The organism is Bacillus mycoides (assembly GCF_018742245.1).
In the GTDB taxonomy this organism is placed as follows: domain Bacteria; phylum Bacillota; class Bacilli; order Bacillales; family Bacillaceae_G; genus Bacillus_A; species Bacillus_A cereus_U.
The window spans coordinates 4,879,045-4,900,706 of the sequence record NZ_CP036132.1 but is presented as its reverse complement, the minus strand read 5'-3'; the positions used below and the strand labels follow the sequence as shown (position 1 = coordinate 4,900,706).

Here is a 21,662-nt window from a genome sequence, read left to right as displayed (position 1 = left end):
GATGGATATGAACACATTACTTAGCTTATCATGGCATCTCATGGTACCAGAATTTATTATTCTCGGAGCTGCCATCCTTCTTTCCATATGTGATTTGTTTTTTAAGCTGAACCATAGGTACGTAGCGATTAGTGCAATTGCCGCTGCCCTGTTAGCGATAGTGTCATTAATTTCGCTATACAGCGAACCGGCAGGAGATATTTTAAATGGATCGTTTGTGTTAGATGGATTTTCAAAAGGATTTAAAACGTTGTTATTAATCGGAGTAGCTCTCATCTTATGTATGGCAATGAGCGATGACAAGAAGGAGCCTATCGGGGATAAGGGAGAATATTATTATTTAATCTTAATGGCGCTTCTTGGAGCGATGTTCATGGCTTCTAGTGTTGATTTCATTACACTATTTGTAGGTTTAGAGTTGCTTTCGCTTTCTTCCTATATTTTAGTAGGAATCCGAAAAAGAAACCGCGCATCGAATGAGGCTGCAATGAAATATGTCATTAACGGAGGAATTGGAACAGCAATTACACTCTTTGGAATGAGTTATTTATACGGTATTACAGGGTCGACCAACATAGTGGAGATGCAAAAGGTATTTACGCAAGGATTGGCCGGGGGCATTCAATTATTGTTAGCTCTCGCATTTCTACTTTTGCTCGTTGGACTCTCATTCAAAATTGCAACAGTGCCATTTCATATGTGGGCACCAGATGTGTATGAGGGAGCGGCTACACCTGTCACTGCTTTCCTCGGAACGATTTCTAAAATTGCTGGATTTCTACTCATTACGCGTTTGTTTCTTATGGTGTTTGCAGGCGTGGCAATCCAAGGAGACGCACAATCTTTGTACGGGCGTATGAGTATATACATTGCTGTACTAGCTAGTATTACGATGATTATTGGGAATGTAGTAGCATTAAAGCAATACAACGTAAAACGTCTATTTGCCTATTCAGGTATCGCGCATGCTGGGTATTTGCTTGTGCCTCTTGTAGCGCTATCACAGTTTACGATGGATAGTATGTGGTTTTATATGCTTGCATATATGCTTATGAATATAGGCGCATTTGCAATCATTCACGGATTAATCTTACAAAATGATAAGGAAAATATGACGATTTTTACAGGGTTATACAAGCGATCCCCATTTACAGCTATAGTGATGACGGTCTTTATTTTATCATTAGCTGGAATACCGGGGACGGCAGGGTTCATCGGGAAAATTAACATCTTTTTAGGGGCACTTCATGTTGAGCCTGCTCATTACGTATTAGCTTCTATTATGATGGGGACAACAGTTATTTCATTTGTATATTACTTCCGGATATTACAGCAAATGTTTTTCCGTAATGGAGAGACAGACGAGAGAATTCAGTTACCGTTAAATATAAAGATTGTCATGAGTCTTTGCGCAATTTCAATTGTAATACTGGGGATTATGCCGATGATTGGTTACAATTTCTTCTATGAATATTTTCCATTAATGAAAGATTTCTTCTTCTTAGGGAACGTGGTACAATAGTAAAAATAAAAGGTGTAGAGTCTGTACTCTACGCTTTTTATTGTGGAGTAACAGCAAATGAAAACACCTGTAGGTATATGTTTTTTAACAGAAAATTACGATGTAAAATGTAAGATGCTTATTTGCGTGTGAAAAAGTGTGGCTTCTACTTATTTATGGTATCGTTTTTTACATTTTGCGTAAGTAGTAGCCAAGCAAAAAAAAGGGGTCGATTTTTTGGCACATCTTTTAGGGCAACAAGCACTGATTGCCATTGTTTCACATTTATTATTTATTACCATTACGTGGTGGGCCTTACAAGGTATTCACATTGAGCGCTTAATGAAGTCTGGGAAAGTGATGCAGACGAGAGTATTACTCATCCTAATTACAATTACAATTGGGACATCTGTAAGTAACTTTTTCCTTGATTATTTAGGCTATTCAAAGAGTTTAACGTATTTAGTAAAGTAAGTGTATAGAACCTCATATCTCCGTTAACAATGGGGATAGGAGGGGATGAAATTGAAGTTTAAAGCCATTCTTATCGTTATCGTGAGTGTTGTTTTATTTTTGGTTGGATATAAAGAGATGAAACCTATAAGCGATGAACAGAAAATGGAGAGCATGATTGCAGCTTTAGAGAAAAATGATGCAAAAGTAGAGCGGTGGTCATGGTTAGCGCGAGAAACGAAAACAATTTCTAATATACATACGTTTCAAAAACTGTTAAACGATGTGAAGGAAGAGGCAAACATTGAAAGTTGGGAATTAGAACAATCTCCAGATGGATATAAGGCTACATCCTATAAAAAATCTTCTTCACATGAAGAACGAATAGTAGTAACTTGGAGTAAGGAAAATACTAAAGAAAACACTTTCATTATATTTGAAGTAAGCGGGGCGAAATGGGACCCAAAGTATGTTCAGAGAATGAATGAAATTTTTAGCGAAAAACCTATAATTTACACTTGTGTTCAAGGTGTATTGAATGATAAGATTGAAGGTGTTTTGCAAAATAAAACCAATCAGGTTTTGAAAGATCTTTCAGCAAGAGCGATCGAGCAGATAGAAGAAAGAGCATTTGTATCAGTCTCCGCATATAATAAAAAGTGGAATGACGCTCTTTCAACAAATAGAGAGAAAATAAATGTGCAAATAGCAATACGTTCTACAAACAACAAAGATACAATTGTGGTTGGCACACCGATCATAACTTCTGAGTATTGAGTGAATAGATACTGAAAAAAGGACACGGAGGGGAATAATTTGGAAAAGATCATCGTCCGTGGCGGAAAGCGGTTAAGCGGCACAGTGCGTGTTGAGGGCGCAAAAAATGCTGTATTACCTATAATCGCTGCAGCCCTATTAGCGAGTGACGGAAAGAATGTACTATCTGAAGTACCAGTATTATCTGATGTATACACAATTAACGAGGTATTACGTCATTTAAATGCTGAAGTCGTATTTGAAAATAACCAAGTAACAATCGATTCTTCTAAAGAATTAAACATTGAAGCACCATTTGAGTATGTACGTAAGATGCGTGCATCTGTTCAAGTAATGGGACCATTATTAGCACGTAACGGTCGTGCTCGTATTGCACTTCCTGGTGGATGTGCAATTGGTTCACGTCCAATTGACCAACATTTAAAAGGCTTCGAAGCAATGGGAGCGAAAGTAAAAGTTGGTAACGGATTTGTTGAAGCACACGTAGAGGGAGAACTAAAAGGAGCTAAAATTTATTTAGACTTCCCAAGCGTAGGCGCAACAGAAAACATTATGTCTGCAGCTACATTAGCAAAAGGGACAACAGTCCTTGAAAACGCAGCGAAAGAGCCAGAAATCGTTGACTTAGCTAACTTCTTAAATGCAATGGGAGCGAAAGTACGCGGTGCTGGAACTGGAACGATTCGTATTGAAGGCGTTGAGAAATTATATGGTGCAAACCACCCTATTATTCCTGACCGTATTGAAGCAGGAACATTCATGGTTGCAGCGGCAATTACAGGTGGAGACATCTTAATTGAAAATGCTGTGCCTGAACATTTACGCTCAATTACAGCGAAAATGGAAGAAATGGGTGTTAAAATTATTGAGGAAAATGAAGGTGTACGTGTTATCGGCCCAGATAAGTTAAAAGCGGTTGATATTAAAACTATGCCTCATCCAGGTTTCCCAACAGACATGCAATCACAAATGATGGCATTATTACTACATGCTGATGGAACAAGTATGATTACAGAAACGGTATTCGAAAACCGCTTTATGCACGTTGAAGAATTCCGTCGTATGAATGCTGATATTAAAATCGAAGGTCGTTCTGTAATTATGAACGGTCCAAGTAGCTTGCAAGGTGCTGAAGTAGGCGCAACTGATTTACGTGCTGCAGCAGCATTAATCTTAGCTGGTTTAGTATCAGAAGGTTATACTCGTGTAACAGAGTTAAAACATCTTGACCGTGGTTATGTAGATTTCCATAAGAAATTAGCTGCATTAGGTGCAACTATTGAACGTGTAAACGAAAAAGTAGAAGAAGTGAAAGAACAAGAAGTTTCTGATCTTCACGCTTAATTAAAATAGTCTCTATGTCTTTTGACGTAGAGGCTATTTTTTTTGGGTTATTACTGTTATAGTCAATAAATTCTATACTTATGCACGTCTCAGTAAAAATATTTAGAAAATTTTCTTTTTATCCGGCTATTTGCGTTCAGTAAGACTCCCACCTCAAAACTCCACCTCATTAAAGTTTCACTTTATATCGATACCCCCAAGTATGTTCTAAAAAATCCCGTAGTTCCATAAGAATGAAAGGAATCCAACTTTATATTGGGGGAATAGGATGAAATTTTCAAAGCCACTTTTCATTACAGTAGCGCTCCTAATAGCGCTCGTTATCATTGTACCTGCTGCTCTTGTTATTCCGTTTGCGAAAGCAAAAGTAGGGGAAGAAGCAGCTTCTAAAACTCCTCCAGCGATAGAAAGTATACCAGCTCCAGGGAAAGTGGATACAGCGGTTCAAGTTGCTGTATATCGTGATCAGCAGAAGAAGGTAGAAACATTACCTATGGAGGAGTATGTGACCGGTGTAGTAGCTTCTGAGATGAATGCCAGCTTTGAAATAGAGGCGCTAAAGGCGCAGGCATTAGCAGCAAGAACATTTGTAGTGCAGCGTATGCTAAGCGGTGGTAAGAAAAACAATGCGGACGTGACAGATACGGTGAAAGATCAAGTGTACAAAAGCAAAGAGGAATTGAAGAAACAATGGGGTAATAACTACGAAAGTAATTTAAAGAAAATTGAGGAAGCCGTTTCGAAAACCGCAGGACAAGTTTTAACGTATGATGGAAAACCAATTTCAGCATCCTTCTTCTCGACGAGTAACGGACGAACAGAAAATGCAGCTGATTATTGGGGAAATGATTATCCGTACTTAAAGAGTGTAGATAGTCCGTGGGATCAAGCCTCTCCAAAATTTACGAGTGAGCAAACATTCACAGTAGCTGATTTTCAAAAACGCCTCGGTGTGAAAGTACTAGCGGACGGAAAGGTTGGTAATATTAAAGACCTTACGGAAGGAAAGCGAGTAAAGGATGTAGCGTTTCAAGGAAAAACATTAACAGGAAAACAAGTTCGTGAAAAGTTAGACTTACGCTCCTCAGATTTTACGTGGAAACAAGAAGGAGATAACATCACCGTTACAACGAAAGGGTTCGGTCACGGCGTCGGTATGAGCCAGTACGGTGCGAATGGTATGGCAGCGGAAGGGAAGAAATATACAGATATAGTCGCTCATTACTATAAAGGTGTTGAAATAAAGACGATGAACGATTATGAAGGAAAGTTGATGGTGAAGAAGTAGGTGTCAGGGGTTTCCTGATACCTACTTCTTTTTTGTTTAAAATATCATAATTTTCCATTAATTGTTTGGTATAATAGGATAAAAACATTTGGGGGAGACGAAATGGCGCTACTGGAGTTGAAACAGTTAGGGAAGACGAACCAGTTACCGGCAATTGAGCTAGAGGTTGAGAAGGGACAATGTGTTGTTTTGCAGTGTAATAACCATACAGCTAAAGTGTTGCACCGCATCATTATCGGTGAAGAAGAAGCTTCAACTGGCAATGTACTATTTGAAGGCACAGCGATTGGAAAGAAGAATTATTCACGCATCGGTTTTTGTTTTTTGAAAGATGAAGCATACGACCGTTTGAAGGTGAAAGAGTACTTCAAGTTTTTATTAGGGCTTTATGAATCAAATATGAGCACAGAAGAAGTTGTACAATATGTCGGTCTTCTAGATAAGTTAAACGTTAAAATAGAAAAACTGTCATTTTCAGAGAAACGTCGCCTTCATATTGGGCGAGTTATGATTCATAATCCGGATTTAGTTATTTTGGAAGAGCCGGAGCAAAATGTAGATACAGAAAGTACGATTATTATTCGAAAAGCAATTATGAAAATGAAAGAGCAAGGAAAGGCGATCTTTATTACGTCCTCCTTCTTATCAGATGCGCTCTCGCTAACAGAAGATGTATACATATTAAACAACAATGGTGTGAAAAAGGTAGAAATTGAGCAAGAAGAAGTGAAAGAAGTTGACGAAGAAAAGGTCGTTCAAATGATTCCGCAGATGAAATTAGAAAGGATACCAGCGAAAGTGAATGACAAAATCATTTTACTTGATCCAATGGAAATTCATTTCATTGAAACGCAAAACGGAGTGACACATATTCATGTGCGTGAAGGTGATTTTGTATGTGCACTAACATTAAGTGAACTAGAAACGAGATTAACAGGTTTTGGTTTCTTTAGATGTCATCGCTCGTACCTCGTTAATTTACAACGAGTGCGAGAAGTCATTACATGGACACGTAATAGTTTTAGTTTAATTTTGGATGACGAAAGAAAAAGTTCAATTCCACTTTCAAAAGGACGAATGGATGAATTAAAAGATGTAATTGGGCTATAAAAGTGCTCCAATAAGCTCAAAATAGGATTCATTCACCGGTAAAAATACTCCTTTTACCGGCATTTTACTGCGCCTACCCTTTGTTTTTCATATGATTGAGTCAAGAAAAGCGAAACAAACAAACGAAAAGCGCTAAAGCGACTTTCATCTATAAAAAAGAAAAACAAAGGGGATGACGAAATGACATTGGCAATTGAAATGAAAGATGTAATGAAAAGTTTCGATGGAAAAACAGCACTTCGAAATGTAAATATTGAGGTGAAGCAAGGAGAAATTTTCGGATTCCTCGGACCGAGTGGATCTGGGAAAACGACAACAGTGAAAATATTAACTTCTCAATTGCTTCATAGTGTTGGGACTGTAAGAGTATTAGGTAAAGACATTACAGGGCCAAGTAGTATTGATTACAAACGAATCGGTATTTTAACAGACAATAGCGGCTTATATGAAAGACTTAGCATTTATGATAACTTACTATTATTTTGTGACTTATACGATTGCAAGAAAGAGCGAATTGATGAAGTACTAGCACAAGTGAACTTATTAGATGATAAAAAAACGCCAGTAAAGAAACTATCAAAAGGAATGAAGCAGCGCGTCACATTGGCAAGGGCAATTCTTCATAAACCAGATATCCTCTTCTTAGATGAACCAACATCCGCACTTGATCCAGTAAACGTACAAAACATTCATAAAATCTTAAAAGACTTAAATAAAGAAGGAACAACCATTTTCTTAACAACGCACAACATGGAGGAAGCAGAAACGCTTTGTAACCGCATTGCCTTTCTGTGTGGGGGAGAAATTGTAGCACTTGATACACCAGAAAACTTGCGATTAAAATACGCGAAAGATCAAATACAAGTTGTGTTAAAAGATAAACAAAAAGAAACGGTACAAAAAGATGAATTAGGAGCAAAACGCATTTCAGAATGGATGAAAAAAGGCGAATTACTATCTATTCATTCACACGAACCGACGCTAGGCGATATCTTTATTGAAGTTACTGGGAGGGGACTATAATGACATTTTCAATGAGAAGATTTTCAGCTATTTTTCGGAAAGAGGTACAAGATTTTAAAACGAATTCACAGAGTTTGATTATGATGGCAATGCCGATTTTCTTTGCGATACTGTATAGTCGTTCTGATAATTTTAGAGAAGTTGGAGCAAGTACATTAATTACAATGACGTTAGTTTTGGTTGGGGGCTTTATACAGGCAATGCTTATCGCAGAAGAAAAGGAAAAAAGTACGCTTCGTGTTCTTATGTTATCGCCAGCATCGTCTATTGAAGTATTAATTGGAAAAAGCTCATTAACGGGCATAATTACAGTTGCGATTTGTTTTATTAATCTACTTATTTTAGGGAAATTAGAAGGTAATATTGCATTGTTATTATTCATCTTTGTTCTTGGGACGCTAATGTTCACCCTTATTGGAACATGTATTGGATTAATAGCTCAAAATGTACCGCAAACATCAACAATTGGGTTACCGATACTAATGGTCTTTCTTATTGGTGATTTTATAGCAGGATTCGTGAAAAACGAGGTTGTTACAAAAATAGTCGAGTATTTACCGACTCGTCATATCGGCCTCGCAGTCAGCGGTGTGATAAAAGGTGAAGGTTTTAGTGCAATTACTAGTAATTTATTGAACATAACTATTTGGTTAGTTGCAGTACTTGCTATTACGCTCTTCATTTATAAAAAGAAACAAATGGACTAAAAACTGAGCCAAAACGCTCAGTTTTTTCTTTTTTCATCATTTCCTCGGAAATTCCGCGAATATTATACATATTTTTACATATTTTGTCGAAAAGTAATTAGTTATAGGTTGTATAGGATGAGTGAATATTGTTCAAAATGATTGCTGAGGTGATGATGGAATGCGAGGAAGAAATAGTAAAAAGTCACAAAAGGTAGTACATTTATTTCAAAAAAGATGGGTGTTTCCGGCACTATACATTGCTTGTGCGGCGGTAATCTTAATGGTTGCGCTATGGTTCCAAGGAGCTAATCCAAAGAAAGCTCCGAACCAAGATCAAGCAACACCGTATACACAATCGGAAGATCCAGCAGTACCGGTAACAAAATCTTCAGAAGTAGTGAAAATGCCAGCTGCAGTAAATGCAGAAGTAGTAGTACAGAAGAAATTCTATGAAGATGCAGCATCAGAGGCGGAACAAGAAAAAGCACTTGTCTTTTATAACAACACATATTCCCCGAATAAAGGAATCGACATTGCTGCGAAAAACGGAAAAGAATTCGATGTTACAGCTGCTTTAAGTGGTACAGTAACGAAAGCTGAAAAAGATTCACTTCTTGGTTATGTTGTAACAGTAGATAGTGGAAATGGTGTAGCAGCATCTTATCAAAGCTTAGGCAGTGTGAAAGTAGAAAAAGGTGCAAGAGTTGCGCAAGGTGAAGTGTTAGGGAAATCAGGTCTAAATGCAATGAATAAAGATGCAGGTTCTTACGTTCACTTTGAAGTACGTAAAGACAATGTGGCTGTGAACCCTGAGCGTTACTTAAATAAATCAGTAGCAGAAATTAAAGCTGATGCAGGTGCTGCAAAGGCGACAAATGCTTCAGGTAAAAAGGCTGATGACAAATCTCAAAAAGAAGAAAAGTCAACAAGCACGAAACCAGAAAGTAAAACAGAAGATAAGTCTAAAAAAGAAGAGAAATCAACAAGCGGCTCGACTAGTGATAAAGAGACGAACGGCAAACAAGATGAGAAATCTCAAAAAGAAGAAAAATCAACGAATGGTTCTACAGAATCATCTAACGGTTCTTCTTCACAAGAATAATAAAGTAAAAAAATCAGTTCTCATTAGGAGAGCTGATTTTTTTATTTTTATATAAAAATAATCAATTTCGAGAAAAAAGTTGCAATAACAAGGAAAAATGACGAGATTCCCGAATATATATTATAAAAGGGAGGGGATACTATGTCATTTTTATCTGTTCTGTCGATTGCTATTATTTTATTGTTTGTTTTATTCGCTTTATACTATTATATTGCCGGTAAGAAAGAAGTTCCCCACCATCAGTTGTTAGAAGAAGAGTATGAAAGAGAAGAGTGACACCTTTTATAAAGAGGTGTCACTTTTTTTTCGCCATAATTGTCATTGTTAACGTATTTCTCACAAAAAAACGTAATTTTTCTTAACTTAGTCCGCAAAAATAGTGAACATGTAGCATATATCAGTAGTGCGGGCAATACAATGGTATAAACCAATGCAAAGAGAGTGTTTGAGGTGAGAAATCGTGAATCATTTCATTATAAATCCAAGAATGTTTAACGCTTACAAACAGCACTCACATTTACTTCATAGTCGTATGCAGCGAGTCTCATTTCACACTTCTCACATCCAATTTAGGGAGGCGAGTGGTGTGCACGATTACATCAAAGAGAGAACTATCAAGATTGGCAAGTATATCGTGGAGACAAGAAAGACAGTGCGTGTAATTGCAAAGGAGTTTGGGGTATCAAAGAGTACAGTCCATAAAGATTTAACAGAACGTTTGCCAGAAATTAATCCAGAGCTCGCAAATGAAGTGAAAGAAATTCTTGATTATCATAAGTCTATTCGTCATTTAAGAGGAGGAGAAGCAACAAAGCAGAAGTACCGTAAAGAAGATACAGAAAACCCTGTCCGCCAATAAATCTAAAATAGCAAACATTCCTTGCGAATTCGGTAATATTTTTCAGAAGAATTCTTTTTGCGAATATTACGTTTCTGTTAAATTTATGATAAAATCAGAAATTAGGTGTAAAAGAATTCGGGTATAACCTGATTTTGAATATCGAGGAGGAAATGACGGGAATGTTTGCGCGAGATATCGGAATTGACCTAGGTACGGCTAACGTATTAATTCATGTTAAAGGTAAGGGTATTGTGTTAAATGAGCCATCTGTTGTGGCAATTGATCGTAATAGTGGAAAAGTATTAGCAGTAGGTGAAGAAGCAAGAAGTATGGTGGGACGTACACCTGGTAATATTGTGGCAATTCGCCCACTTAAAGATGGTGTAATAGCAGATTTCGAAATTACAGAAGCAATGTTAAAGTATTTCATTAACAAATTGGACGTGAAGAGCTTCTTTTCAAAACCTCGCATTTTAATTTGCTGTCCAACAAATATCACATCTGTAGAGCAAAAAGCAATTCGTGAGGCTGCTGAACGTTCAGGTGGTAAAACAGTATTTTTAGAAGAAGAACCAAAAGTAGCCGCAGTTGGTGCTGGTATGGAAATTTTCCAGCCAAGCGGAAACATGGTTGTTGATATTGGTGGAGGTACAACAGATATTGCCGTACTTTCTATGGGTGATATTGTTACCTCTTCCTCTATCAAAATGGCTGGCGATAAGTTTGATATGGAAATCTTAAACTACGTTAAACGTAAGTATAAGCTATTAATTGGAGAACGTACTTCAGAAAATATTAAAATTAAAATTGGTACAGTATTCCCAGGTGCACGCAGTGAAGAGCTTGAAATTCGCGGACGTGACATGGTAACAGGTTTACCACGTACAATTACAGTATGCTCTGAAGAAATTACAGAAGCACTAAAAGAAGACGCAGCTATTATTGTACAAGCTGCAAAAGGCGTACTAGAGCGTACACCACCAGAACTATCTGCGGACATTATCGATCGCGGTGTTATTCTAACAGGCGGTGGAGCTTTATTACACGGTATCGACATGCTTCTAGCAGAAGAATTAAAGGTACCAGTATTAATCGCTGAAAACCCAATGCAATGTGTTGCTGTTGGTACAGGTATTATGTTAGAGAATATCGATAAATTACCACGTCGTGCTTTGAAATAAAGTGAGAAGGACTAAGGTATCAAATCTTAGTCCTTTTTTATTTTTTTATATCTTTATATTTTTTTAATTTATTGAGAAAATAGAAGAAAAATAAAGAAAAATAGAGAAAACAGGTAAAATATTCATATATATGGTTGAATTTAATATTTCCTTATTTGAAAACGTATATAATATAATGAGTCGAATACGACATTAAGGCAAAAAATGTTCGAATACATATTGCCTTTCCCTAATTTGGGCATACACTCTTTTCTACCTCCGTGTCAGTTGCTGAGAAGTGCAACTATTTTAATGGAATAGAGTGTGTGCATTTTTTTATAAATAGGAAGTAAAGTTTCACTTTATAATGACAAATAATAAACAAAATGGGATAATAACAATATGTCCAAGTGGTAAGACCAATATTGTAAAAGGGGCGATTGTTACATGCTAAATATAGAACAAATTAAAGAAATCATTCCTCACCGCTATCCGTTTTTACTTGTTGATAAAATATTAGAAGTGGATGAGGGGAAAAGAGCGGTTGGAATTAAAAATGTATCTGCAAACGAGGAGTTCTTTAATGGGCACTTCCCAGACTATGCAGTTATGCCTGGTGTACTTATTGTAGAAGCATTAGCGCAAGTTGGGGCAGTTGCTGTATTAAAGAAAGAAGAAAACCGCGGAAGACTTGCTTTCTTCGCAGGTATCGACAATTGCCGTTTCAAAAAGCAAGTACGCCCAGGTGATCAACTTCGCCTAGAAGTAGAAATGACACGCGTGCGTGGTCCGATTGGAAAAGGAAAAGCAATCGCAACAGTGGATGGTGAAGTTGCGTGTGAAGCTGAAATTACATTTGCAATTGGTGATAAAAAAGAATAGATAGAATAAAAAAATCTTCTTGTAAAAATACAGGAAGATTTTTTTGTTTACTATATATATCGATATAAAAAGAAATATGCAAACTAATTTGGATTACCATATAATTACTTTATCATTTATCTCGCTTTTGAGATAAATGATAAAGGTATAAAAGAAATGAGGCTATTGTCATATTGTTAAGGCCTTTATATAGGACAAAATAGAATGGCATGGATTATGGTTAGATATGGGAGAGAATGGATGGATTTAACAGTGTAAATAAGTGGGGAATAAGTGTAATATATCGATCATGAATGAAATAGGCGTGTATATCGAGCGTATAGAAATAGGGAGAAGGGGTCGCGTTTAAAAAAGGAGACTAGGACATGTTCGGGAGAAAGAAAAGAAAGCCATTAAAACAATTAATTACACATAAAGAGCCTAAATCGCGTATTGCAGAGCAATACCGCAACATTCGTACGAATATTGAATTTACATCTGTAGATAATCATATTCGTTCTCTTATTGTCACTTCAGCAGATCCAGGTGACGGAAAGACGACGACAATTGCAAACTTAGCAGTTGTTTTCGGTCAACAAGGAAAGAAAGTTTTAGTAATCGGAGCTGACTTACGTAAGCCGGCGATACAAAACTTATTTGCAATTCATCATTCAAATGGATTAACGAACGTATTATTAGGACAAGCAAAATTAATGCAATGTATTCAAAAAACAGATATAGAGAATGTATACTTAATGGGGTCAGGTCCAATACCACCAAACCCAGCAGAACTGTTAGGAAATCGGGTAATGGACGAGGTATTACTAGAGGCATATAACATGTTTGATATTGTTTTAATCGACACACCGCCAGTCCTTGCTGTTACCGATGCACAAATACTTGCGAACAAATGTGATGGAATCATACTTGTCGTGCGTAGTGAAAAAACAGAAAAAGATAAAATATTGAAAGCAAAACAAATATTAGACAAGGCATCTGGTAAACTACTTGGTGTCGTACTAAATGACAAGCGAGAAGAAAAGGAACAATATGGATATTATTAGAAACTAATGTATGATATAATAATTTTTAAAGCCAGTAAGTATTTTTATTGGCTTTTTTGCATTGTTTCATAGCTTTATATCTTTTTATTGCTTTATATAAAAAAAGATGTAATGGAAATTTGATGGAATGTGTTGTCATTTTTAAGATTATTTTGTAAGATTATATATGTTTTTAAATAGCAATCGTACGTAGATATTACTAAAATAAAAAAATGTAATATTATATGTTATAATTTTTCTTATGTGCAAATTTTAGAAAGTTGGAGGAACTTATGGAAGAAACAATCAGTTTAAAAGAGTTATTTCATATCTTAAAAAAACGTTTAGCAATGATCCTCGTAATCGCCTTTGGTGCAGCTATAGTAAGTGCTATCATTAGCTTCTTCTTTATGACACCAATCTATCAATCTTCGACGCAAATTCTTGTTAACCAGAAGAAACAAGATGGAACAATGATCCAAGCTGGTGAAGTTCAAACGAATATTCAATTAACGAATACATATAAAGTCATTATTAAGAGTCCAGTGATTTTAGATCAAGTAAAGGAAAATTTGAAATTAAGCTCAACGGTACAAGAGTTAACAGAAAAAATTGATGTTACAAATGAGAAAGAATCACAGGTTATTTCTGTTACGGCTGAGGACAAAAATCCGAAACTAGCTCGTGATATTGCAAATGCAACCGCAGATGTATTTAAAGGTGAAGTTGCAAAAATTATGAATGTTGATAACGTAACAGTACTATCTAAAGCAGAAGTTGCAGAAAATCAATCGCCGATTAAACCACGTCCGATGTTAAATGTAGTAATTGCTTTCGTTGTTGGTTTAATGGCTTCAGTTGGTCTTGCATTCTTACTAGAATACTTAGATAACACAGTGAAAAAAGAAGAAGATGTAGAAAACTTACTTGGCTTACCAGTGTTAGGTATCGTTGCTCGTATGGATGAAGAAACAACAAACGTGAAATCACACGCTCCATCATCAAGAAAAGTGAGGGGACAAACAATTGGCTCTTAATTTATTTAAAAAGAAAAAAAATCACCGTCAACGTCGTCAATTAATTGCTCATCAACAACCGAAATCACCCATTTCAGAACAATATCGTAATATTCGAACGAACATCGAATTTGCAGCTGTAGATACGAATTTACATTCATTAATGGTAACGTCTGCGAACCCAAGTGAAGGAAAAACAACAACGACAGCGAATATGGCAGTTGTTTTTGCTCAACAAGGGAAAAAAGTATTATTAATTGATGCAGATATGCGTAAACCAGCGATGCATCAAATGTTCCAAGTAGATAATATTTTCGGATTAACGAACGTATTAACGCATAGTGAACGTTTAGAGAAATGTGTACAAACGACAGCAGTTGAGAATTTGAGCTTTCTAGCTTGTGGCCCAATTCCGCCCAATCCCGCGGAATTATTAGGTTCAAAATCAATGCAAGAACTTCTTGCGCAAGCATATAGTATGTATGATTTAGTTATTTTTGATATGCCACCTATTTTAGCTGTAACAGATGCGCAAATTATGGCAAATCAATGTGATGCTTCTATTCTTGTCGTTCGCAGTGAAGTGACAGAGAAAGAATCAGCAGTAAAAGCAAAAGGATTATTAGAGTCTGCAAAAGGTAAACTATTAGGAGTTGTTCTGAACGACCGTGAAAGCGAACAAAGCTTATATTATTACTACGGTGCAAACTAACTAAAAGAGTGAGATATGGCAAGGACATATCTCCTTTTTTCCCTTGAATAGGAAATGAATTTCCTATTCAAGGGAAAAAAGATTACTAAGAGAGAGGGAGGATGAAACAAATGATTGATTTACATTGTCACATTTTACATGGCATCGATGATGGTGCACAAACAGTAACAGATAGTTTAGCGATGGCACAAAGGGCTGTTCAAGAAGGAATACATACAATCGTCGCAACACCACACCATCAAAATGGAAAATATATAAATGAACGTACTCCAATTATTCATCAAGTAAAACAACTAAATGATGAACTACAACAAAATGAAATTCCACTGAAAATTTTACCGGGACAAGAGGTCAGGTTATATGGTGATTTATTAGAAGACTATGAAGCTGGTAAAATTGTTACTTTAAATGAAACAAATAAATATATATTAATTGAGTTTCCATCTAATCATGTACCCCGTTATGCCGAACAACTATTATATGAATTACGTGTAAAAGGAATGATTCCAATTATCGTTCACCCAGAACGTAATGCCGAGTTAATCGAGCAGCCAGATAAATTATATAACCTTGTAAATAAAGGTGCATTAACACAGGTAACGGCAGGGAGTTTACTTGGAAAGTTCGGTAACAAGATTAAAAAATTTTCACTACAACTTGTTGAACATAATTTAACGCATATGGTCGCATCAGATGCGCATAACACAACTTCAAGAGGATTTCATCTAGCAGAAAGCTACGAATTAATTGAAAAGGAATTCGGAATGAACGTTATGAGTGACTTAAAAGAAAATCCATACTTATTAATTAGCGGAAAAGCAATTTATAAAGAAGACCCAGAACTAATTCGTCGTAAAAAATTATTCGGTATTTTTTAATAAAGAACAGGTGATGCCTCCTGACCGTTATCAATGGAGGCACTCGGTCGTGCTGTGGGTAGAAATTTTTATTTCGAACCTACCTTAGACGCTTGTCGTCGGGAGTATGACGTGAGGATGGGTTAGATGCCCACAATTTATTTATGATAGAAACTCTACCTATGGAGTTATAACTATGACTCTGTAGGTAGGGTTTTTATTATTGCTACATATAAATAGAAAATATAAGGAGGACCACAATTGAAAAAAGTAAGAAAAGCGATTATTCCGGCAGCTGGTCTTGGGACAAGATTTTTACCAGCAACGAAAGCGATGCCGAAAGAAATGTTACCAATCGTCGATAAACCGACAATTCAATACATAGTAGAAGAAGCGATAGAATCAGGAATTGAAGATATTATTATTGTTACTGGAAAAGGAAAACGTGCGATTGAAGATCATTTTGATCATTCCTTTGAATTAGAACAAAACCTTTTAGAAAAAGGAAAACATGAAATGCTTGAAAAAGTACAAGCTTCATCAAAAATTAATATTCATTACATAAGACAAAAAGAGCCGAAGGGTTTAGGGCATGCAGTATGGTGCGCACGTAAATTTATTGGAAATGAACCATTTGCGGTATTACTTGGTGATGATATTGTACAAGCAGAAACACCGTGCTTACGTCAATTGATGGATCAATATGAAGGTACACAGTCGTCAGTTATTGGTGTACAAACCGTACCTGAAAATGAAACGCATCGTTACGGCATTATCGATCCAGTTGAACAAAACGATCGTCGTTATCAAGTACGTCAATTCGTTGAAAAGCCAGCTCAAGGAGCAGCTCCATCAAATTTAGCGATTATGGGTCGCTATGTATTAACACCAGAAATTTTTATGTTTCTTGAGGATCAGCAAACGGGTGCGGGTGGAGAAATTCAGTTGACAGATGCGATTCAAAGATTAAATGAAATTCAACGTGTATTTGCATATAATTTTACAGGGATTCGTTATGACGTTGGGGAGAAGTTTGGATTTATTAAGACTACAATTGAAATGGCATTACAACATGAAGAGTTGAAAAATGAATTAATGCGGTATATGAATGAAATTGTAAGAAAAGAAAATATACATGTATAAAGTGAGGTGGGAGGGCTTTGGCCTTAACTAAATTATCAAATGGAACTGCTAAGGAGCAGGAATTACTGGTTACTAAAGAGATAAACAAAGATAGATTGTATTTGTTTATGAAGCGTTTGATGGATATATTTGGTGCGATATGTGGACTTATTTTTCTTTCACCGATTTTTATTATTGTTGCTATAATAATTAAATTAGAAGACAAGAAAGGCCCTGTCTTTTTTAAACAAATTCGTGTTGGAAAAGATGGAAAAGAATTCGGAATGTATAAATTTCGTTCAATGGTAACAGATGCCGAAGAAAGGTTAAAAGATTTGTTACAACATAATGAAGTATCAGGGGCCATGTTTAAAATGAAAGATGATCCTCGTATAACGAAGATAGGGAAATTTATTCGTAAAACAAGTATAGACGAATTACCGCAGTTATTAAATGTATTAAAGGGTGAAATGAGTCTAGTAGGTCCACGACCACCACTTTTGCGAGAAGTGAAAGAATATACTGCTTACGATAAACAAAGGCTACTTGTGACCCCAGGCTGTACAGGATTATGGCAAGTTAGTGGCAGAAGTAGTATAAATTTTGATGGAATGGTTGAGTTGGATTTAATCTATATAAAAAAAAGAAGTATTTTGTTTGATATGAAAATCATATGTAAAACAGTATTCTTGTTATTAGGTTCACAAGATGCATATTAAAGAATGACATATGAATCGAGATATTTTATAGAAAAATGGAGGTAAAGCTATGAAAGGAATTATTTTAGCTGGTGGAAGTGGAACGAGATTGTACCCTATTACAAAAGCAGTATCTAAGCAACTATTACCGGTTTATGATAAACCGATGATATATTATCCATTATCTGTATTAATGTTAGCTGGTATTAAAGAAATATTAATTATTTCAACTCCTGAAGATCTTCCGAGATTTGAACAATTGTTAGGGAGCGGACAAAATTTAGGGATTTCCTTGCAATATGCAGTTCAAGAAGAACCTAATGGTCTAGCAGAAGCATTTATTATAGGTGAAGAGTTTATTGGAAATGATTCGGTGGCATTAATACTTGGAGACAACATATTCTTTGGGCCAGGTTTTACAACGGTTTTACAAAAAGCTGCGAAAAGAGAGACAGGAGCTACAGTCTTTGGATATAGAGTTAAAGATCCAGAACGATTTGGGGTAGTTGAATTTGATGAAAATCAAAATGCAATCTCAATAGAAGAGAAACCTAATATTCCTAAATCAGAGTTTGCAGTTACTGGCCTTTATTTTTATGACAATAAGGTTGTAGAAATTGCTAAGGGTATTGAACCGTCTTTAAGAGGCGAATTAGAGATCACTGATATTAATAAATCGTATTTAAAGAGTAATACATTAAAGGTAGAATTACTTGGAAGAGGATTTGCATGGTTAGATACAGGGACACATGATTCTTTAATTGAGGCATCTACTTTTATCGAAACAGTTGAAAAAAGACAAGGATTTAAAGTGGCTTGTTTAGAAGAAATTGCATATAGAATGGGATATATTTCAAAATATCAATTGATGGAATTAGCACAACCTTTAATAAAAAATGATTACGGACGTTATTTATTAGATATTGCTTCAGAGAGACAAAATACAGTTTATTGGAACATGGAAGGTGTAGTGTGAAGATGGAAACAATTTTAGTTACCGGCGGCGCTGGATTTATTGGCTCAAACTTTATTCCTTATTTTTTAGAAAAGTATTCAAAATATAGAATTGTTAACATTGATCTACTAACATATGCAGGGGATATAAGCAATTTAAAGGAAGTTGAAGGGCATAAGAATAGTATTTTTATTAAAGGTGATTTAAGAGATAAAGATTTTGTTAAATCATTATTTAAAACTTATGATATTCGACATGTAATTCATTTTGCAGCAGAATCACATGTAGATAACTCAATTAAAAATCCTTTAGTCTTTGCAGAAACAAATGTGCTAGGAACTTTAAATTTATTAGAAAGTGCGAGACAACAGTGGATGGATAAACCGTTTAAATATAAAGAAGAATATATAAACTCACGTTTCCATCACATCTCAACGGATGAAGTATATGGTACTTTAAACGAGGAAGGGTACTTTTCTGAAGAAACACCTTATGCCCCGAATAGTCCGTATAGTGCAAGTAAAGCTGGATCAGATTTATTTGTAAGAAGTTATTTCCATACATATGGGATGAATGTAGTTACTACAAATTGCTCAAATAATTATGGGCCAAAACAGCATGATGAAAAACTTATCCCAACTCTGATTCGTAAGGCTCTTAATGGTGAGAAATTACCTATTTATGGTAAGGGTACAAACGTAAGAGATTGGTTATATGTATTAGATCATTGTCAGGCAATTGATTTGGTATTTCATGAAGGAGTAACTGGTGAAACATATGTAGTCGGTGGAAACAATGAAAAAACAAATATGGAAGTTGCGGAAACAATTTGTCGGATTTTAGATAAAAAGTACCCTAAAGAGAAGAGTTATTTTAATCAAGTAGAATTTGTTACAGATCGCCCAGGGCACGATTTCCGTTATGCAATTGATGCTGCTAAACTAATGACAGAACTCGGGTGGAAACCTGAAGAAACTTTTGAAACTGGAATTGAAAAAACGGTTAATTGGTATATAGAAAAATACTTGAAGAATTGAGGTGCGTTTGAATGGAGGCAAAATTATTTGATTTTCCAATCATGAAAGATGAACGAGGCGCATTAATAGCTTTAGAGGAAAATGATACTATTCCTTTTAATATTAAACGAGTTTACTATATTTATGATGTGAAGAATGAACTTAGAAGAGGATATCATGCGCATAAAGATTTGAAGCAGGTTCTGATAGTTTTACATGGATCTTGTAAAATATTGTTAGACGATGGCGATCAGAAAAAAGTTTTTGAATTAGATTCTCCTGCTCAGGGACTATATGTTGATAAATTGATTTGGCGAGAAATGTATGATTTTTCAAATGACTGTGTGCTGATGGTTCTAGCTAGTGAACTGTATGATGAGGAAGATTATTTAAGGAACTATGAAGAGTTTTTATCATACACAGGGAGTAAAAGTTATGTGTAATAATAAATATTTTAAGCATGAACAGGCACTTGTAGAATCTGTTGAAATTGGAGATGATACAAGGATTTGGGCTTTCACACATATTTTAGCAGGAGCAAAAATTGGACGAAACTGCAACATTAATGATCATACATTTATTGAAAATGATGTTGTACTTGGAGATAATGTAACAATTAAATCTGGAGTATATATTTGGGATGGTGTGAGGTTGGGAAATAGTGTATTTATAGGTCCTAATGTTACTTTTACAAACGATTTGACACCACGCTCTAAGAGATATCCTGATAGTTTCGAAGCAACGATTGTAGAGGAGTATGCATCTATCGGTGCAAATTCGACTATTATTGCTGGAAATAAAATAGGAAAGTATGCAATGGTTGGAGCGGGTTCTGTAGTAACAAAGGATATTCCACCTTATACATTATGGTATGGAAATCCGGCTGTATTTAAAGGTCACGTATGTGAATGTGGTGAAAAATTAGATTGTAATTATACTTGTTCAGTTTGTAAAAAAGATTTGTCAAAAATAATTAAGAGTGGAGCGTAAAAGGTGATACCATTTTTAGATTTAAAACAAATAAATTTGCAGCATAAAAATGAAATTGAAGAAGCGATGAAGCGTGTATTAGAAAGTGGATGGTATGTTCTAGGGAAAGAAGTAACTGAATTCGAAGAAAAATTTGCAGCATATTGCGGTACAAAATATGCTGTTGGTGTGGCAAATGGCTTGGATGCTTTAATTTTAATTTTAAGAGCATATGGAATAGGTAAGGGTGATGAGGTAATTGTACCCGCTAATACATATATAGCGAGTATTTTGGCCATTTCCGCAAATGGAGCAACTCCTATTTTAGTTGAACCTCAAGTAGAGACGTTCAATATTAATCCTCAACAAATTGAAGAAAAAGTATCTTCAAAAACAAAAGCTATTATGGCAGTTCATTTATGTGGACAAGCCGCAAATATGGATGCAATTAATAAAATTGCGGAAAAATATAATTTAAAAGTAATTGAAGATGCAGCTCAAGCACATGGAGCTATTTACAATGAGAAGCGGACAGGTAACCTAGGAGATGCCGCTGGATTTAGTTTTTATCCAGGCAAAAATTTAGGGGCTCTTGGAGACGGTGGAGCTATTACAACTAATGATAGTGTATTAGTAGAAAAAATTAGAGCTTTACGAAATTATGGTTCGCATGTTAAATATGAAAATTTATTTAAGGGCATGAATAGTCGTTTAGACGAATTACAGGCTGCCATTTTGAATATAAAATTAGGCCATTTGGATCAACAAAATGAACATAGAAGAAAAGTTGCCGAATACTATCTTAATAATATTAAAAACCCTAAGGTTGAACTGCCTGTAGTAGAAAACGGTGATAGAAAATCTCATGTTTGGCATTTATTTATTATTAAAACTGAAAATAGAGCGAGTCTACAGCAGTTTTTACAAGAAAATGGGATTCAAACTATGATTCATTATCCTATTCCACCACATAAACAAGAAGCATATCAAGAGTGGAGCAATTTAAGTTATCCAATTACTGAAAATATGCATGAACAAGTTTTAAGCTTACCAATCTCTCCAGTTATAAGTATGGAAGAAGTAGAAAAAATTATTGAGAAAATTAATCAATATTAATTTCGTAGA

The 21,662-nt window shown here is 35.5% G+C and carries 24 protein-coding genes; all 24 read left to right on the top strand.

Features of this window, described 5'->3' with window-relative positions; genetic code table 11:
- The first annotated feature begins 7 nt into the window (after positions 1-7).
- Complete coding sequence (gene nuoN / locus EXW56_RS25250; RefSeq protein WP_353845741.1) at positions 8-1,522, top strand: NADH-quinone oxidoreductase subunit NuoN; 1,515 nt, start codon at positions 8-10, stop codon at positions 1,520-1,522.
- Positions 1,523-1,738: 216 nt separating this feature from the next.
- The gene (locus EXW56_RS25245; RefSeq protein ID WP_002113021.1) at positions 1,739-1,975 is read left to right on the top strand and encodes a DUF1146 family protein; all 237 of its coding nucleotides are present in this window, start codon (positions 1,739-1,741) and stop codon (positions 1,973-1,975) included.
- Positions 1,976-2,026: 51 nt separating this feature from the next.
- Positions 2,027-2,731, top strand: a complete 705-nt coding sequence (locus EXW56_RS25240; RefSeq protein WP_002113020.1) for a YwmB family TATA-box binding protein — start codon at positions 2,027-2,029, stop codon at positions 2,729-2,731.
- 39 nt (positions 2,732-2,770) lie between these two features.
- The gene (murA, locus tag EXW56_RS25235; RefSeq protein ID WP_002068497.1) at positions 2,771-4,075 is read left to right on the top strand and encodes a UDP-N-acetylglucosamine 1-carboxyvinyltransferase; all 1,305 of its coding nucleotides are present in this window, start codon (positions 2,771-2,773) and stop codon (positions 4,073-4,075) included.
- Positions 4,076-4,343: 268 nt separating this feature from the next.
- Positions 4,344-5,363: a stage II sporulation protein D gene (gene spoIID, locus EXW56_RS25230; protein ID WP_002113019.1), complete on the top strand. Its 1,020-nt coding sequence runs from the start codon at positions 4,344-4,346 to the stop codon at positions 5,361-5,363.
- A 102-nt stretch (positions 5,364-5,465) separates the two neighbouring features.
- Positions 5,466-6,473, top strand: a complete 1,008-nt coding sequence (locus EXW56_RS25225) for a LytTR family transcriptional regulator DNA-binding domain-containing protein (RefSeq protein ID WP_215597084.1) — start codon at positions 5,466-5,468, stop codon at positions 6,471-6,473.
- 180 nt (positions 6,474-6,653) lie between these two features.
- On the top strand, positions 6,654-7,496 hold the full coding sequence (locus EXW56_RS25220; RefSeq protein ID WP_215597083.1) for an ABC transporter ATP-binding protein: 843 nt from the start codon (positions 6,654-6,656) through the stop codon (positions 7,494-7,496).
- A complete protein-coding gene (locus tag EXW56_RS25215; protein ID WP_215597082.1) occupies positions 7,496-8,203 on the top strand; it encodes an ABC transporter permease in 708 nt (235 codons plus the stop codon). The genes EXW56_RS25220 and EXW56_RS25215 overlap by 1 nt, the downstream gene beginning before the upstream one ends.
- A gap of 160 nt (positions 8,204-8,363) precedes the next feature.
- On the top strand, positions 8,364-9,287 hold the full coding sequence (locus EXW56_RS25210; protein WP_215597081.1) for a stage II sporulation protein SpoIIQ: 924 nt from the start codon (positions 8,364-8,366) through the stop codon (positions 9,285-9,287).
- Between the two features lie 141 nt (positions 9,288-9,428).
- Positions 9,429-9,563: a hypothetical protein gene (locus EXW56_RS25205; protein ID WP_002016211.1), complete on the top strand. Its 135-nt coding sequence runs from the start codon at positions 9,429-9,431 to the stop codon at positions 9,561-9,563.
- A 310-nt stretch (positions 9,564-9,873) separates the two neighbouring features.
- Complete coding sequence (gene spoIIID, locus EXW56_RS25200) at positions 9,874-10,146, top strand: sporulation transcriptional regulator SpoIIID (protein WP_002089714.1); 273 nt, start codon at positions 9,874-9,876, stop codon at positions 10,144-10,146.
- 161 nt (positions 10,147-10,307) lie between these two features.
- Positions 10,308-11,309, top strand: coding sequence for a rod shape-determining protein (locus EXW56_RS25195; protein WP_002113009.1), 1,002 nt, complete (start codon positions 10,308-10,310; stop codon positions 11,307-11,309).
- Positions 11,310-11,735: 426 nt separating this feature from the next.
- Positions 11,736-12,170, top strand: a complete 435-nt coding sequence (gene fabZ / locus EXW56_RS25190; protein WP_000931959.1) for a 3-hydroxyacyl-ACP dehydratase FabZ — start codon at positions 11,736-11,738, stop codon at positions 12,168-12,170.
- A 365-nt stretch (positions 12,171-12,535) separates the two neighbouring features.
- Positions 12,536-13,213: a CpsD/CapB family tyrosine-protein kinase gene (locus EXW56_RS25185; protein ID WP_215597080.1), complete on the top strand. Its 678-nt coding sequence runs from the start codon at positions 12,536-12,538 to the stop codon at positions 13,211-13,213.
- Positions 13,214-13,485: 272 nt separating this feature from the next.
- Positions 13,486-14,229, top strand: a complete 744-nt coding sequence (locus EXW56_RS25180; protein ID WP_215597079.1) for a YveK family protein — start codon at positions 13,486-13,488, stop codon at positions 14,227-14,229.
- On the top strand, positions 14,219-14,920 hold the full coding sequence (locus tag EXW56_RS25175) for a CpsD/CapB family tyrosine-protein kinase (RefSeq protein ID WP_215597078.1): 702 nt from the start codon (positions 14,219-14,221) through the stop codon (positions 14,918-14,920). Before EXW56_RS25180 ends, EXW56_RS25175 begins: the two co-directional genes overlap by 11 nt.
- Positions 14,921-15,030: 110 nt before the next feature.
- Positions 15,031-15,798, top strand: coding sequence for a tyrosine-protein phosphatase (locus EXW56_RS25170; RefSeq protein ID WP_215597592.1), 768 nt, complete (start codon positions 15,031-15,033; stop codon positions 15,796-15,798).
- A gap of 240 nt (positions 15,799-16,038) precedes the next feature.
- A complete protein-coding gene (galU, locus tag EXW56_RS25165; protein ID WP_215597077.1) occupies positions 16,039-16,920 on the top strand; it encodes a UTP--glucose-1-phosphate uridylyltransferase GalU in 882 nt (293 codons plus the stop codon).
- 17 nt (positions 16,921-16,937) lie between these two features.
- Positions 16,938-17,618: a sugar transferase gene (locus EXW56_RS25160; protein ID WP_215597076.1), complete on the top strand. Its 681-nt coding sequence runs from the start codon at positions 16,938-16,940 to the stop codon at positions 17,616-17,618.
- Positions 17,619-17,667: 49 nt separating this feature from the next.
- Positions 17,668-18,573 carry a glucose-1-phosphate thymidylyltransferase RfbA gene (gene rfbA, locus EXW56_RS25155; RefSeq protein WP_215597075.1) on the top strand — a complete coding sequence of 302 codons (906 nt, stop codon included), beginning with the start codon at positions 17,668-17,670 and terminating at the stop codon, positions 18,571-18,573.
- A 2-nt stretch (positions 18,574-18,575) separates the two neighbouring features.
- The gene (rfbB, locus tag EXW56_RS25150; RefSeq protein ID WP_215597074.1) at positions 18,576-19,589 is read left to right on the top strand and encodes a dTDP-glucose 4,6-dehydratase; all 1,014 of its coding nucleotides are present in this window, start codon (positions 18,576-18,578) and stop codon (positions 19,587-19,589) included.
- An 11-nt stretch (positions 19,590-19,600) separates the two neighbouring features.
- Complete coding sequence (locus EXW56_RS25145) at positions 19,601-20,011, top strand: sugar 3,4-ketoisomerase (RefSeq protein WP_215597073.1); 411 nt, start codon at positions 19,601-19,603, stop codon at positions 20,009-20,011.
- Positions 20,004-20,558, top strand: coding sequence for an acyltransferase (locus EXW56_RS25140; protein ID WP_215597072.1), 555 nt, complete (start codon positions 20,004-20,006; stop codon positions 20,556-20,558). The genes EXW56_RS25145 and EXW56_RS25140 overlap by 8 nt, the downstream gene beginning before the upstream one ends.
- A 3-nt stretch (positions 20,559-20,561) precedes the next feature.
- Positions 20,562-21,653, top strand: a complete 1,092-nt coding sequence (locus EXW56_RS25135) for a DegT/DnrJ/EryC1/StrS family aminotransferase (RefSeq protein ID WP_215597071.1) — start codon at positions 20,562-20,564, stop codon at positions 21,651-21,653.
- Positions 21,654-21,662: the final 9 nt, after the last annotated feature.